Origin of the sequence: Paenibacillus sp. JQZ6Y-1 (assembly GCF_040719145.1) — a bacterium.
In the GTDB taxonomy this organism is placed as follows: domain Bacteria; phylum Bacillota; class Bacilli; order Paenibacillales; family Paenibacillaceae; genus Saccharibacillus; species Saccharibacillus kandeliae.
In genome coordinates, this window is sequence record NZ_JBFDUZ010000001.1 from 2,252,578 (window position 1) to 2,266,983 (window position 14,406).

General features: G+C 48.0%; 15 protein-coding genes. 4 read left to right on the forward strand and 11 right to left on the reverse strand.

Going from position 1 to position 14,406, the window contains the following annotated elements:
• Nucleotides 1-234 precede the first annotated feature (234 nt).
• The gene (locus ABXR35_RS09590; RefSeq protein ID WP_367058751.1) at nt 235-1,344 is read left to right on the forward strand and encodes a WD40 repeat domain-containing protein; all 1,110 of its coding nucleotides are present in this window, start codon (nt 235-237) and stop codon (nt 1,342-1,344) included.
• Between the two features lie 150 nt (nt 1,345-1,494).
• Here the strand turns inward: ABXR35_RS09590 and ABXR35_RS09595 are convergent, their stop codons facing one another.
• The 6 genes from ABXR35_RS09595 to ABXR35_RS09620 form a co-directional block, all read right to left on the reverse strand.
• Nucleotides 1,495-1,875 carry a VOC family protein gene (locus ABXR35_RS09595; protein ID WP_367058754.1) on the reverse strand — a complete coding sequence of 127 codons (381 nt, stop codon included), beginning with the start codon at nt 1,873-1,875 and terminating at the stop codon, nt 1,495-1,497.
• A gap of 41 nt (nt 1,876-1,916) precedes the next feature.
• Nucleotides 1,917-5,057 carry an efflux RND transporter permease subunit gene (locus ABXR35_RS09600; protein ID WP_367058757.1) on the reverse strand — a complete coding sequence of 1,047 codons (3,141 nt, stop codon included), beginning with the start codon at nt 5,055-5,057 and terminating at the stop codon, nt 1,917-1,919.
• Nucleotides 5,050-6,519 (reverse strand): efflux RND transporter periplasmic adaptor subunit, encoded by a 1,470-nt coding sequence (locus ABXR35_RS09605; RefSeq protein WP_367058760.1) that lies wholly within the window; start codon nt 6,517-6,519, stop codon nt 5,050-5,052. Before ABXR35_RS09605 ends, ABXR35_RS09600 begins: the two co-directional genes overlap by 8 nt.
• A gap of 160 nt (nt 6,520-6,679) precedes the next feature.
• Nucleotides 6,680-7,327, reverse strand: a complete 648-nt coding sequence (locus ABXR35_RS09610; protein ID WP_367058763.1) for a TetR/AcrR family transcriptional regulator — start codon at nt 7,325-7,327, stop codon at nt 6,680-6,682.
• Between the two features lie 262 nt (nt 7,328-7,589).
• Nucleotides 7,590-7,901 (reverse strand): hypothetical protein, encoded by a 312-nt coding sequence (locus tag ABXR35_RS09615; protein WP_367058766.1) that lies wholly within the window; start codon nt 7,899-7,901, stop codon nt 7,590-7,592.
• A gap of 207 nt (nt 7,902-8,108) precedes the next feature.
• Nucleotides 8,109-9,218 (reverse strand): GntR family transcriptional regulator, encoded by a 1,110-nt coding sequence (locus tag ABXR35_RS09620; protein ID WP_367058769.1) that lies wholly within the window; start codon nt 9,216-9,218, stop codon nt 8,109-8,111.
• Between the two features lie 273 nt (nt 9,219-9,491).
• Here ABXR35_RS09620 and ABXR35_RS09625 point away from each other — a divergent pair, with 273 nt between their 5' ends.
• The 3 genes from ABXR35_RS09625 (at nt 9,492) to ABXR35_RS09635 (ending at nt 12,634) form a co-directional block, all read left to right on the forward strand.
• The gene (locus tag ABXR35_RS09625; protein WP_367058772.1) at nt 9,492-10,787 is read left to right on the forward strand and encodes an ABC transporter substrate-binding protein; all 1,296 of its coding nucleotides are present in this window, start codon (nt 9,492-9,494) and stop codon (nt 10,785-10,787) included.
• Between the two features lie 117 nt (nt 10,788-10,904).
• Entirely contained in the window at nt 10,905-11,762 is an 858-nt protein-coding gene (locus tag ABXR35_RS09630) for a carbohydrate ABC transporter permease (protein WP_367058774.1), read from the forward strand.
• Nucleotides 11,759-12,634 (forward strand): carbohydrate ABC transporter permease, encoded by an 876-nt coding sequence (locus ABXR35_RS09635; RefSeq protein WP_367058777.1) that lies wholly within the window; start codon nt 11,759-11,761, stop codon nt 12,632-12,634. The genes ABXR35_RS09630 and ABXR35_RS09635 overlap by 4 nt, the downstream gene beginning before the upstream one ends.
• An 84-nt stretch (nt 12,635-12,718) precedes the next feature.
• Here the strand turns inward: ABXR35_RS09635 and ABXR35_RS09640 are convergent, their stop codons facing one another.
• The 5 genes from ABXR35_RS09640 to ABXR35_RS09660 form a co-directional block, all read right to left on the reverse strand.
• On the reverse strand, nt 12,719-12,949 hold the full coding sequence (locus tag ABXR35_RS09640) for a hypothetical protein (protein WP_367058780.1): 231 nt from the start codon (nt 12,947-12,949) through the stop codon (nt 12,719-12,721).
• A gap of 55 nt (nt 12,950-13,004) precedes the next feature.
• Nucleotides 13,005-13,235 (reverse strand): hypothetical protein, encoded by a 231-nt coding sequence (locus ABXR35_RS09645; protein ID WP_367058783.1) that lies wholly within the window; start codon nt 13,233-13,235, stop codon nt 13,005-13,007.
• Nucleotides 13,232-13,531 (reverse strand): hypothetical protein, encoded by a 300-nt coding sequence (locus ABXR35_RS09650; protein WP_367058786.1) that lies wholly within the window; start codon nt 13,529-13,531, stop codon nt 13,232-13,234. The genes ABXR35_RS09645 and ABXR35_RS09650 overlap by 4 nt, the downstream gene beginning before the upstream one ends.
• Before the next feature lie 40 nt (nt 13,532-13,571).
• Complete coding sequence (locus tag ABXR35_RS09655) at nt 13,572-13,901, reverse strand: hypothetical protein (RefSeq protein ID WP_367058789.1); 330 nt, start codon at nt 13,899-13,901, stop codon at nt 13,572-13,574.
• Between the two features lie 99 nt (nt 13,902-14,000).
• Entirely contained in the window at nt 14,001-14,324 is a 324-nt protein-coding gene (locus tag ABXR35_RS09660; protein ID WP_367058792.1) for a hypothetical protein, read from the reverse strand.
• Nucleotides 14,325-14,406 lie beyond the last annotated feature (82 nt).

Genomic DNA, 14,406 nt, shown 5'->3' on the forward strand with positions numbered 1-14,406 from the left:
TGCTTGAAGTACATGATCATCATTACTTTGTTTACAGGTTGGATACAAGTGGATATATTACGGCAATATATGGATGCTATATTGGATGTACAGCAGAAGGACACGCTACTCACTCCCATAATCAACCAAATAATAGATTCCATTTCAGTCAATGCTTTATCCCATCGTTACACAAAGGCTAAATAGTATCATGCACCAAGCATCATCTGACTATTGTGAAAAGGAGCAAACGGTATGTTATTACGAACCCATACAAAATCTAGAAGCACGAGCTCCATATGGAAGTGGCACAACGCCTCCCTCTTTTCGTTTGCCGCCATACTGACGTTTACCCTACTGCTAACCGGCTGCAACAGCACCCACACTGGTGGACAGACGCTAACCATACTGGATGAGCAGCAAACCACCCCAACAGAGGAAGCAGTTACCCTAACTTCACTCGACAAGCTGAGTAATGGATATGGGCGTACTTGGTTATCCAACGACGAGTTGATTGTAGAACGGGATGATCGATTGATTATCCATAACGCCGCTACTGGCAAGGAAAAGGAATTAACGCCCGGACGCAAAGGTTTGCAGCTATTGGCAACCGCATCACCCGATGGCAAATATGTGTATTTTACAGAGGGCGTACCGAATGACCGTTACACCATCTATGGATATATACTCACTGTCGCAACCGGCAATATTCGCAAAGTCGGACAGGTGGATATGGTAAATGAAGCAACATGGGCGGATCGTACTCATCTGATTAGCGGTAGACCCGGAACAGGGCTTCAAATAATCGATGTACAGGGGCAGACGACCAAGCTACCTTTACAGGAAGAGCATCCTACTGAACATATTCAGTGGGTACAGCAATCCGGTTCTCAGCTCTATTACTTGGGCGATGACGGCAAAGGCTACAGCGTACTCAACCGCGCAGATACGAACAAACAAGACGCTTCCACCATTCTAACCGGTACAATGAACTTCGACGTAATGCCGGGCGGCAAACAAATCGCTGTATTACAGCAAAAATGGAACAGCAATGAGCCAACCAAGCTTATCATCATTGATAATAACGGTAAAACGCTTGGTACGATCAGTGAAGGCACTTTGCTTGGACGTCCTGCATGGTCGCCAGACGGCAAACTGCTGGCATTTACCATTTATCAGGAAAGCCAGCAGGGTATGAAAGGTTTGTATATTTTTGATCAAGCTACTGGTAAAACAACACCGATCACATCTGAGTTGCAAGCATACAATACCTCAATTCGCTGGAATCCAGATGGCACAAGACTTTCCCTGTATCAGGAGGATAATGGAGTCGTTACCGCAATTGTCGGTATTGGCAAAAAGTAACGGCATGACTTTATTTTCATGGCAGCGTAATTGCAGTGCCGCACGGATCGCCATCCGTCATCTACTCAAAACAGCTTCTGTACCGAAATGCAATACTGACGATTTCGGATACAGAAGCTGTTTGATATGCTTATATAGTAGGATATTCTGCTATTCCAGATACTCCGATAATTCAATCAAATTCCCATCAGGGTCACGGATATAGACGGAGGCGATGTTGCCCATGGCACCCGTACGCTGTACAGGTCCTTCCTCTAGCTCGATGCCTAATTGATGCAGATGAGTCATCACTTCTTCCAAACTGCGATCAATAATGAAGCACAGATCAGCCGAACCGGGCTGTGGCACATTTGCTTTCGGTTCAAACTCGTGACCGACTTCATGCAAATTGATCTTTTGCTCTCCATAATGCAGCGCTTTGCGACCTTCACCAAATGTCTCCACCCGCATACCGAGCACATGTTCATAAAATTGCAGTGTCGTCTCTAGATTGCGAACCGTTAGCACGAGATGATCCAAATGACGAATCATGGATGAACCCTCCTCTACATTGTCTCTCTCTACCTTCATGCTTACACCTGAGGATGATCTCCGTATTCCTCACGCATCCGCTGCTCTAGCAGCGCTTCCTGCTCCGCCTTGCGTGCTTTGCGTTTATCCACACCACTTGCCAATACCATATATAGTGACGGTACGACAAACAGGGTTAGCACTGTGGAAAAGACCAATCCGAATACAATCGCAATCGCCAGCGGACGGAATAGTTCTTCCCCAACCGTTGCCATAGGAAGCAGTGCCACAATCGCTGCCAGCGACGTCAACAGAATCGGACGGAAACGGGCGGAAGCTGCCTGAATAATCGCTTCCTTCATCTCCATACCTTCATGCCGCGCATCTTCGATAAACTCGATCAGCACGATCCCGTTCCGCACGACAATCCCGGCGAGTGAGATCACACCCATAATCGACATGAATCCAATCGGCGTCTGACTAATAAATAGACCAAGTACGCCGCCCGCCGCTGCCAGATAGACGGTTGTCATGACGATCAGCGGAATCCACATAGAGTAGAATTGCATCGCAATCAGAATGAAGATGAGCACGATAACTACGGCAAATAATCGACCCAGATCGGCGAAAATGTCCGATTGCTTGGACGTTTCTCCGCCCGTTTCCCATGTATAGCCTTGCGGGAATTGGATCTGATTCATGCCTGCACGTACATCCTGCATCACCTCGGTAGCTGTACGTCCATTCACATCCGCTTCAATCGTGTTTACCCGTGACAGATTGTAATGGCTAATCTGCTTAATGGAAAACGACGGATTGATCGTCACCAGCTGGGATAACGGTACTTGCACATTGTCTGCACTTGTCACATTCACCTGCTGGAACAGCACGGATGGATCAACACTCGACGCATCCTTCATAAAGATTTTGATGTCCACCAGATCGCGTCCATTGTCAAAATCTCCTGCGCTCACGCCCGTACCCATCATGAGGAGAGTTCGAGTTAGACTTTCATACGTCACATTGTAGCGATCCAGCGCCGCCTTGTTCACTTCAAAATCAAGCGTATAGCTCTGGATACCCATCGTATCGCTAATGTTCCCTGTACCACTGACACCAGCAACGACATTTTTCACCTGATCGGTCAGCTTGCGCAGCTCTTCCAGATCCGTACCAGTAATACGAATCGATACTGGCTTGCCGACGGGAATCCCCAGTTCGGTTTGCTTGATCGACAGGCTCACTTGCGGAAATTTCTGCTTCAGCAAGGCAGGCCATTCATTGACTGCCTGTGTACTATTGAGCAGCGTATTATCGCCTTTGAGCAGAATCTCTGCTTTGTCGGTGCTATATGTCGCTACATTCGTAATATTGTAAAAGAGCGGCGGCGCCGAACCACCTGCCGAATATGATACGGTCTGCACACCCGACTGCTGCCGCACCCATTTTGCCATCTCACGTACCGTCTTGTCTGTATCCTCAAACGAAGAACCGGTCGGCATCGTCATATCAATCGTTAGTTCAGCGTTGGTCGATTTCGGAAACAATTGCACCGGTGTAAAAGCAACCAGTGCGTAGATCGCTGTACTAATAATCAAGCCAATCAGTCCGATCAGCAGCGGGCGTTTTAGTACACCCGGCATCATGCGATGCGCATACCAATCGGTCGCCTGTTGAATCTGCTTGCCCAGCAAACCAGCAGGCTTGTCCTGACGGCGCTTCTTACCACGCAGCAATTGACGACGCTCATACCATTCGCGGAAAATAGGAATGATCGTCAGCGACATCGCCATCGATGCTAGCATCGCCAGTGAGATAACGACCGGAATCGGTTTGATAAATGAACCCACATCCCCGGTTAGGAACATCAGCGGCGCAAAGGCAGCAATCGTCGATAGCGTTGCCGTCAAAATCGACAGTGCCACTTCTTTCGTCCCGCGAATAGAGGCATCATGCGGATTCTCTCGTAGCACGGATAATCGCCGCTCAATGTTATCATTGACGACGACCGCATCATCGACCAGAATCCCCAGTACAATAATCAGCCCGACAACGGTCACCTGATTGAGCGTAATGCCCATCGATGGCAAAATAATCATCGCCATCGCGACCGAGATCGGAATCGCCAGTGCAACGAATGACGAGGTAAGCAGATTCAATCCGAGCATACATACAATCACAACGACGGCGATTGCGATCATCGTCTCATGCAGCAGATTGCTGAAGATACGATCCGTCTCATTTTTCTGGGCAAATAACGACGTGATCTTCGCATCTGCTGGCAATGTCAGCTTCAATTGATCCATCTTTGCATTCACACTGTTATATACACTCGGCACATCGGAGCCGACTTCACTGTTAATCAGCAGCGAGATCGATGGCTGACCATTGTAATAGCTCAGATATTCTGCCTTTTCATTGGTCATCGTAACTGTGGCAACATCCTTGAGATAGACAGGTGTTCCCTGTTCCGAACGGAAGACAACCACATCCTGCAAGGTGCTGGCTTCGTGATTGGCAGGAACCGTTAGCTGATAACTACGATCCCCATAATCCAGCGTACCGGTAGGAACACGGTTATTTTCCGATTTGATTGCATTCATAACGGATTCCCACGGAATACCATACTGCTGTAGCTTCGCCATATCGGCATCGATACGCACCTGACGCTCTGGCAAGCCATTGATCGTTACATCGGTGACTCCCTCCACCGAACGCAGCTGATCACGCCAATCATCCATCAGATTCTGCATGCCCTCAAGCCCCTTGAGATCAGGGCCGTAAATGGCAAATGCCTGTACAAACGACTTGGTCAAATTATCATTAATAATCGGTGCATCTGCGCCGTCGGGTAAATCGGCTTTGGCATCTTCCACCTTTTTGCGCAGTTCACTCCATACAGTCGGTGCATCTGCGGTTGGCTGTGTCTCCACGATAATGCTGGATACACCAGCACTCGATGTAGAGGTAACCGTCTTCAGATTGGATACTTCCTTGATCTTCGATTCCAGTACCCTTGTCACCGTCGTCTCTACCAGCTCTGGTGTAGCTCCCGCATATACCGTCGTCACGGTTGCCTGCTTGACGATAATATCCGGCATCAGCTGACGCGGCAGCTGTGTCGCGCTGAATACACCAATCAGAATGAGCATGATGAAGAATAGAATCGTAATTTTGCGCTTGCGAACGATATACTTAATCATTGCTGCCATCCTTCTGCTGCGTAGCTGCCGCATCGGATGAGGCGGTGCTGTCAATCGCATCTCCCTCAAACAGTCGATCTGCTCCGGCAGTTACCACCACATCGCCGGTTTTCAGACCGCTGGTGATGACAAGCTGATTGTTATAAATGGCGCCCGTTTTGACTGATGTGCGTACAGCTTTCCCTTTTACATCCTTGAATACATATGGCTGATCATTGGTGCTTACTACCGCTTCCACCGGTACCATAATGCCCTTCTCCGCCTGCACCTGACGGGATGCCTTCACAACCTGACCGGGCTTCCAGTCGCGCTGTGGATTGGCAATCTGTACTTCGGCGCTGATCGTACCGGTATTGTCATTCGTTTGCGGATAGATGCTCGTTACCGTGCCAGTACGCTGTTGATCGTACAGACTGATGCTGACCTGCTGACCTTTTTTCCAGCTGCTAATCTCTTCGTCTGGAATCGGCAGCAGCACCTTCAGCTTCGTAATCTCTCCAATCGTAAATGCAGGATTGCCTGCGGCAACCGTCTGTCCCACCGCGATATTCTTCTCCAAGATTACGCCATTGGTTGGTGATTTGAGAATGGCTTTGGAGCGTGCCAGTTGCGCTTGATCCAGACCGACCTGCGCTTGATCGACACTTGCCTGCGCCTGTTCAATGCCCGCCTGTGCTTGCTGCAAGCCAGCACTTGCCTGCTCTACGCTCGCCTGTGCCGATTGCACACCGACCTGCGCTTGCTTGACGGCTGCCGCTGCTTTGGAACGATCCGAGCTGCTAGCGCCTTCCAGTACAAGTGACAGCTGATCCTGCGCATCCTTCAAGCTATCCTTAGCAGTAGCAAAGGTCGTCTGCGCCTGCTCATTCTCCTGCTGCGTCAACAAGCCGTTGTCAAATAGACTTTGCGCACGCTTGGCAGCCGATTCCGCCTGATTGTACGCCGTCTGTGCCTTGCTAACCGCATTGCGCGCCTGTGCCTTCTCCTGCTCACGCGCGCCATCTAGCACACCCTGCTCCTGACTGCGGGCGCTCTCCACCTGTGCATTAGCAGATGCGACACCTGCCAGAGCAGCGGAGCGAACCGCTTGCGCATTACTGAGCGATGCCTGTGCTCCTTTTAAGCCTGCCTGTGCCTGACTAACTGCTTGCTGCGCTTCACTGACCTTCAGCTCCAGATCGGCAGCATCCAGCACCGATAACGTAGTTCCTTTATTGACCGAATCGCCGACATCGACGGCAAGCGATGACACCGTACCACCTAGCTCAAAGGAAACGGGAGACTCTTCTAGTGCCTGCAATGTACCTGACAAATCATACACCGCGGTTAACGGCACCTGCTTGACCGTCGTAACCGATACTGTATTCACTGCCGCAGGTACGGTCTGTTCCGCCGAGCAGCCCGCCAATAAAACCGTAAATGCCACCGGTGCGGCGAACCAAGATGTATACTTCATTTTCATTCTCCTGCTCCTCCTGTAATCCCTATATTCCCCACAAACTCTCTCTATAGTAGATATGCCAATGATTCCGCTATTTCTGTATTGCATCTATCGTTCATATGCTTATGATTTCCACTGCATCAGCCATTAACACATCGTCATGTACATGTGGACGGGATCGTTATACCAAAAAGCGCCGAATCGTATGGAAGATCTGCTCATCGCTCAGCGGCTCAAAGTACCGCTCCCATTCGGTAGTCAACGAATGATAGAGATTGCCTAGCACGAAGGCAGTCAGTCGAATATCGTCGACCTGCACCAGCTTTTGCTCCACTGCCTTTTCCAGCAGACTCATCAATGAACGCATCGTCGCTTCATCCATTTGATCCAAGGCATTCTTCGGTGCAGGTGTGCCAAAATCTCGTGCTTCCTGTGCCAGCTTGTCCATGAGCGTATAATGACGTCGAGTCATAATCGCCGCATAGATTGCCCGATACAGTCGTTCCTCTGCTGTGCCTTCCGAACTCAATTCCGCCTCCACACGTTCGATCATATCCTTAACACAGCTATCAATGATCGCGCTCAGAATATCCTCTTTCGTCTCAAAATATAAATAGATCGATCCTTTGCTAATGCCTGCACTTTTGGCGATTCGCTCGACCGTCGTGCCTTTATACCCCAGTGTGGAAAATACCTCTCTGGACGTATTTATAATTTTGATGTATTTCTCATCCTGACGATGATTGCTCATACTTTCCATCTCTCCCATCGATATATACTCCAGCATAAATGCAACGCTGATAGATTCCTCTACTTCCAATTCCGGCATACTCTCATCTCCCTTAACGGTTGATTCCATGTTCCGCAACATCAAGCACTTATTGGATTCATTCAAAAATGACTAAAAAACTATTTTAGTTCTATGGTCAAAATATAGCATGCCGTATGCTAGATTGCAAACTCTGTTTTTGTTCGTGCATTGCGCTTGCCTGCATCTACTCCTCTCTATATGCAACACTCCCTTGTGGATGAACCAATACCTGTGTTCGTTGTAGTATGTAGAAATAAAAAAAGCGCCCGGAGGCGCTTGATCAAAATGTTCTTGTATATTCTTCTACGAGCAACTGCTGTAGTACCTCTCGCGTATCGCGGCCGTGATTATGAATAAGCCCATTCCCGTCATATACCTCTTTATTTTTGTATATGTCGTTGCCCTTGATCATAAAGTTGTTCATTCCGATCGATACGCTCCATTCCAATGGATAATGACTCGACAGATTGCACTTGGTTGGCACGCCCTTCTCTTCCAGCTGATCCAACAGTTGCTTTAATACATCGCTTACCTCTTCACCAAAATTCTTATGCTTGATATAGCGTTGGGTAATTTCTTCGATCCAATCCATGCTCGTTATATTCCTCCTTTATCCTTGAGAATAGGTATTGTCCGTCCATTACCCCTCCTCATCTTAGGAACCATACTTTGAGAATCATTCACCTTGCTATATACAGTTGAATCTGGATGCAATGTAATTATTTTACTACGTTTATTTTTATTTAAGCAAACAAGTTAAGTACACAGCAAGATTTGACAAAACCGTTCCCACTACGCATTAACGTGATAGCGGAGCCGAAAACGAAAAGCGTACTGGCACAATATGCTCATGCGGTTCATATTCGCCTTCCATCTGCGCTTGCAATAGCTGTACTGCCCACTCCGCCATACTCTGCTCATCCTGCACAATACAGCTGACCCCCGGCAAACCAGAATCGTCGAAGGAGATCATCTCCGTAACATCATTTCGCCCCAATTCATGTAATGCCGCATGGGTCAACTTCGCTGTCTCTGCCGTCAAAGCAAAGATTGCCGTCACATACGGATACTGCTGCAAAAATGTATTAATATACTGCTGCGCTCCCGCTGTCCGCAAAATATCCAGCGGCACATGACAGAGCAGATTTTTATCAATCGAAATGTGTTGATCCATATAGGCATGCTCCATCCCAAACGTACGATCCTGAATCGCCGTATTGGTATTGTCCGGCGAGATGAGCGCGATGTGCCGATGACCCTTTTCCAGCAAATAAGATACGGTGCGATAAGCACCCATGAAATTGTCCGACGTGACCCGATACGTCTCGATATTACGCAAATACCGATCCATGAAAATAAACGGAAACTTGTCTAAGGACAGGCGCAGCAACGATTCACTGTACTTCTCATCCTCTGTTGGAAACACGATCATGCCGCGCACCTGCCGTGCCACGAGCAGCCGAATCGCCTCGGTCTCGTTCACTGCTGACTCACGCGTAATATGCAAAATAAGCTGGTATCCTGCCTGATTGGCATAGTACTCCGTATAATCGACAAGCCGCTGAATGACTCTCGTTTTCATCGTGGGAATGATCAGCCCAATGACGGGTGATAGGGCCGCTGGATGGCTGAGATTCGGTACATGCCGTACGTCCGACCATAGGCTGGATGGGCGTGTTCCCGGCTCCATCGAGACGAAGGTTCCTTTGCCTTGAATCCGTTTCACCCAGCCTTCCTCGGCGAGTTCGATCATCGCATTTTTGACCGTGATTTTGCTCACCTGATATTCCTCCATCATCTCCTGCTCAGACGGAACACGGTCACGATAACGCAGCTCGCCGGATACGATTTTCTGCTGAACATGCTGCTTAATCTGCTTATAAAGCGGTAGTTTTTTCAATAGGCTCACCTCGCTTCATCCAAAATAAAAATGAAGCAACATCATTCGTAAAAACGTAATGATCCACTCCATTCTGCCTTGCTTCTGGTCAATATACTCTCATCCTATGAGATAATGCTGACATTATCTTACAAAATATGAACGCTTTCAATACAAAAATAGATACATAACAAAAAAATATATTTTTTATAAATTTATAACCAATTGATTATATAAATTGAAAAAATTGCGATTTATAATACGTGAATAAAGCGCTTACAAATTTATGATGGAGGTTTGCTTATGAAAACAACCGGACGTCTACTCACCCTTTTGCTCGCCGGCTCCCTCACGCTGGCAGGCTGCGGCAATTCTGCTTCCCAGACCAGCTCATCCACCAGTGATCCCAACGCCAACATCACCCTATCGGTCACGCATTACATGGTTGAGAAGCCCAAGGTCGATACCTTCAAAAAGCTGACCGACCGCTTCACCGAGCTGCATCCGAATATTACGTTTGATGTGCAGGTGATGCCGGTGGACAAGTACAACGACAATATCAAGATGAAGGTCGCCGCCGATGATCAGCCTGACATCATTTTCGGACGTCCACAGGGAATGGTCGACATTACGAAGTCCGGTGCGTTTCTCGATCTGACCAATGAATCATTTATGAAAAAAGTAAAAGCGGACTACCTGCCTAACGTTTCCTACGAAGGCAAAGTATACGGTCTGCCAATCGATCTGATGACCAATGCTGTCATCTACAATAAGGATCTATTCAAAAAAGCAGGCGTAGCCATTCCCAACACATACTCCGAGCTGGTGCAAGCCGCCAAAACGCTGCAATCCAAAGGCATTACGCCATTCGCAGCGTCATGGAAAGACGGCGCATCGTACATGAGCTTTATGTTCCCTGATATGTTCGGCAATCTGCTGAAGGACAATCCAGACTATCCGGGTCAAATTATGGCAGGTGAGAAGAAATTTTCCGACATTCCGGGCTACCGCGACTTCTTACAGCGGTTAAACGAATTGAGCAGCTATGCCAACACCGATGCGCGGGATATTGACTATGACCGTTCATTGCAGTACTTCGCTCAGGGCAAAACAGCAATGGACATCATGGGCAGCTTCGCGATTGGAACGATCCGCAGCTACAATCCAGAAGGCAACTTCGGGGTATTCAAATATCCGGCAACTGACAATGCGGATGAGAACGTAATGACGTACTCCACCGATGACACATGGATGATCGGCGCGCATTCAGAGCATCAGGATGCAGCCAAGCAGTTCTTTGCATTTATGGCATCCGACGAAGGCGCACAGATCTGGGCAGATGGCGTGCAGACGATCAGCACCATTTCCGACGACATCAAGCCAAAGGAGCAAGACCCTATCGCCAAGGAATTCCAAGAGATTTTCCAAACTGGCAAAGTGATCAATAACCAAGTCAAACCGCTCTGGTACGGTCAATACGATACGACATTCGGACAGGATCTGACCTTCTTCCTCGTCTCCGATCCAGCCACTCGCAGTGTAGACGAATTGCTGCAAAAGATGGACGACGACTTCTCACGCATCAACCGCATGAGATAAGGAAAGAGGCTCAGTATCTCTACTCAACTGCGACTGTACACTGGATACATGTCCATTTTACTTTCGGATTCAACACCTGTATCGCTTTACACAATCATGATCACAGAGGTGACTGTTATGACGCATCGACTGCGGGATGAATGGGTAAAATTCTCCTTTGTTGTCCCGGCGTTGCTCTTTTTCGGACTAGTCGTTGTCTTCCCGTTTGTTCGCGGTCTGAATATCGCCTTCACCAACTGGGACGGCATCGCTACTACGTACGATTACGTGGGACTACGCAATCTGCAATTGCTGTTTACCGATCCCGAACTGCTGGCACCAGTGAAAAACACACTATTCTTCACCATCGTGACTACGCTCTGCATTAATGTGTTCGGCTTGCTGCTGGCGGTTGCGCTCAATACGCGCTTCCGCGGCGTCAATCTGCTGAAAAGCTTTATCTTTATGCCCATGGTCATTAGTCTTGTGCTGGCGGCGATCATCTGGCGGTACATTTACAGCGATATTTTCCCGATTCTATTCCAGACAAGCGGCGGGTTGCTGGGCAATCCATCCACCGTTATGCTCGGTATCGCCATTATCTGTATTTGGAAAGAAATCGGTCTGGCGATGGTCATCTATTACGCTGGCTTGCAGACCATTCCGAAGGATATTTACGAATCGGCGCGCATCGACGGCGCGAGCAGCGTTAAGCAATTCAGCCGTATTACCGTGCCACTGCTGCTGCCTGCCTTCACCTACTGCATTCCGCTCTGGATTGGTACTGGGCTGCGCCAGTTCGATTACCCTATGGTCGCTACGAAAGGTGGTCCGGGTACATCCTCTCAGACGCTGGCGATGTATGTGTACAACTACGAGTTTCCATACTTCATGGCAGGCTATGGACAGATGGCGGCGCTCATGCTGTTCGTCTTTATCCTCATCGTGACCGTATTCATCACCAGCTATTTCCGCAGAAAGGAAGTGGAATATTGAACACCACCCATACCGGCGTTCCTGCTCTAACCGCAGAGGAACCTCGTCCGCGCCGTTCATGGACGCATCTACTGCGGATTGCCCTGCTGTATGTCATTGGTCTGCTATTCCTGTTCCCGTTCTACATCGCGGTCGTCTATTCGATCAAAACTCCCGTCGAAACGGCGCAAAGCCCGCTCGCGTTCCCATCGCATATCGCATGGTCGAACTATGCACAGGCGATTGAAGCGTCGAACTTCTTCCTTGCGCTGCGTAACAGCGTGCTGACCACGGTCGGTACCGTAGCGCTGACGATTGCCGTTTGCTCGATGGCGGCATATGTCATCGCACGGAATAATACGAAACTGTATAATTTCTTCTATTATCTGTTCATGTCCAGCATCATGCTGCCGTTTCAGGTGTTGATGTTCCCGCTGTACAAGACATGGAGCGAATTGAGCCTGCTCAACACCATTCCGGGTCTGATCATCGCGCTGACTGGGGTGCAGATTGGATACTTTGCCTTTCTGTATGTGGGCTTTATCAAAACCGTACCGAAGGAATTGGAAGAATCGGCGGTACTGGATGGAGCGTCGCGGTATCGGACATTTGTCAGCATTATCTTCCCGCTGCTCAAGCCGATCAACTCGACGATTCTCGTGCTGAGTGCGCTGGGGGCGTGGAACGACTTTGTGGTGTCGATGATTCTGGTGCAAAAAAAGGAAGCATCTACCTTGCCGCTGGTGCAGTTCCAGTTCTTCGGGGAGTACACGTCGCAGGTGAATATGGCATTCGCCGCGATCATTCTGTCGATGATCCCAATTATGCTGTTCTACCTATTTGCGCAGAAATGGATTATTGGCGGCGTGACGGCTGGGGCTGTGAAGGGTTGAGCTTAGACACAGTGAATGTCGAATCAATATATTACCTTATATACAATCAAAAAGAGTCGCTATGTAATATAGCGACTCTTCTTATCAATTCTTTTTGTTTTCTTTCCACTCAGCGAAAATCAAATATACGATACCGACTACTAGAGAAACGATACTCCAAGTGGTTAGTGTTCCGCCTATATCATGTAATACTTGGTCAAATGTCGTGTTGTTCAAGACGACTCCTGAGCGATAGATAGCAGCAGTCAGATAGCGAGTGCATAATAGCAGCGCGGCAATACATATACATATCACGCCAGCAGTTCTTCTAGACAAGTCAATTCACCCTTTTCCACATCTATTATTATGCAGAGCATATAGACCAATAAGATCAAGATTTGGGAACAAGGTCTTCGCCAAATGACGAACGCATCTGATGTTGTACATTCACCGCTTCATCGAAGCTCGTGGCAGGCGCTACGATATATAATGCTTTGGACGAATCGCCCTCACCCAACCATTTGTTAGATCCCCATATATTGATATTGTTAAAATCCTTGTCAAACCAGATCAAGCCCTGATCGGAGATCATATAGGGGGATTGGTTCGATTGATACGTCATATTCCCTTGGTAGATGTCGTTATTCTCGCTAGACACGACCATTTCAAGCGTATTGTCATTTTGGAAAAAGGCATGGAATCAATCACCACTGTACCTTTAAACGTCGGTTTACCGAACAGTGAACGATACAGGCGTCCATCAATGTTTACTGTTGTTTGTTTTGCAGATGCAGACTCATTCTCGGTACATTGCACAGCTGAACGAGTCACATGAATCTCTTTGGGGAACTTGTAACATGCAAAGAACAATGCCAGTGCTGCTACAGTAAAGATGGATACTATAAATGTTCTCATCATGCCCTCTTGATTGCCCCCTTATTCTACGCCCATCTTATGATCATATTCCCAAGGCTATATCGGGATACTTGTACTTATAATACCTACTTCCTTCTTTTCTCAAAAATATGTACGGCGGCTTATCAGGTGTCATATTCATCTTATACAAACGATCCTGATACACACCATCTCCATAGATAAACTGCTCCAACTCGCTATCTTCTGCCTGCACGGTATCCACATAATTCAGAGCATGTCCCCCATAGGCAGTAACAACAGGCGCACCAGCAAGCATTCGCTTCACATTGGGATATATACCGGTTTTCTCATGTCTAGATAATTCATATTCTGTACCAACATATACAACTCCCACCACCAGCACAATCAGCAAAACCTTTACCGACCTATGTATTCGCCGCATGGCATTCCCTCACTATGTACAAACACCGGATGCAGTTCTACACATCCGGCATTCGCTTGTATTTGAATATCAAAAATTCTCATTCACAATCCATTCCGCCTTCGCATCGTCTGGACGGAAATTCGTAAGCACCTGATTCATCGCATGACGAATGGCTGCTTCTGGGGTGTGCTGTCCACTCTGCTCCAACACATCTGGTGCCGACTGCTTGCCCGGCTGGTAAAAGTGGCTCACGTCATGGTAAAACAACTCGTCTCGTCCCTGCTTGATGCGGATCGCCAAGCGGGTCTTGCCCAGCTTCACATGCTGTACCCAGATCTCCCATTCCCCGATAATCGTATACCGTTCCGCTACATATTCATAATCGTCAAAAAGCTTGCCCATCTCATTCATGGTTTATACCTCCATTTACAGAAATTCATAGTTGTGGCTGATTGTTTCTGAAATCTATTGGTTCATTAACCATTTATCGCCC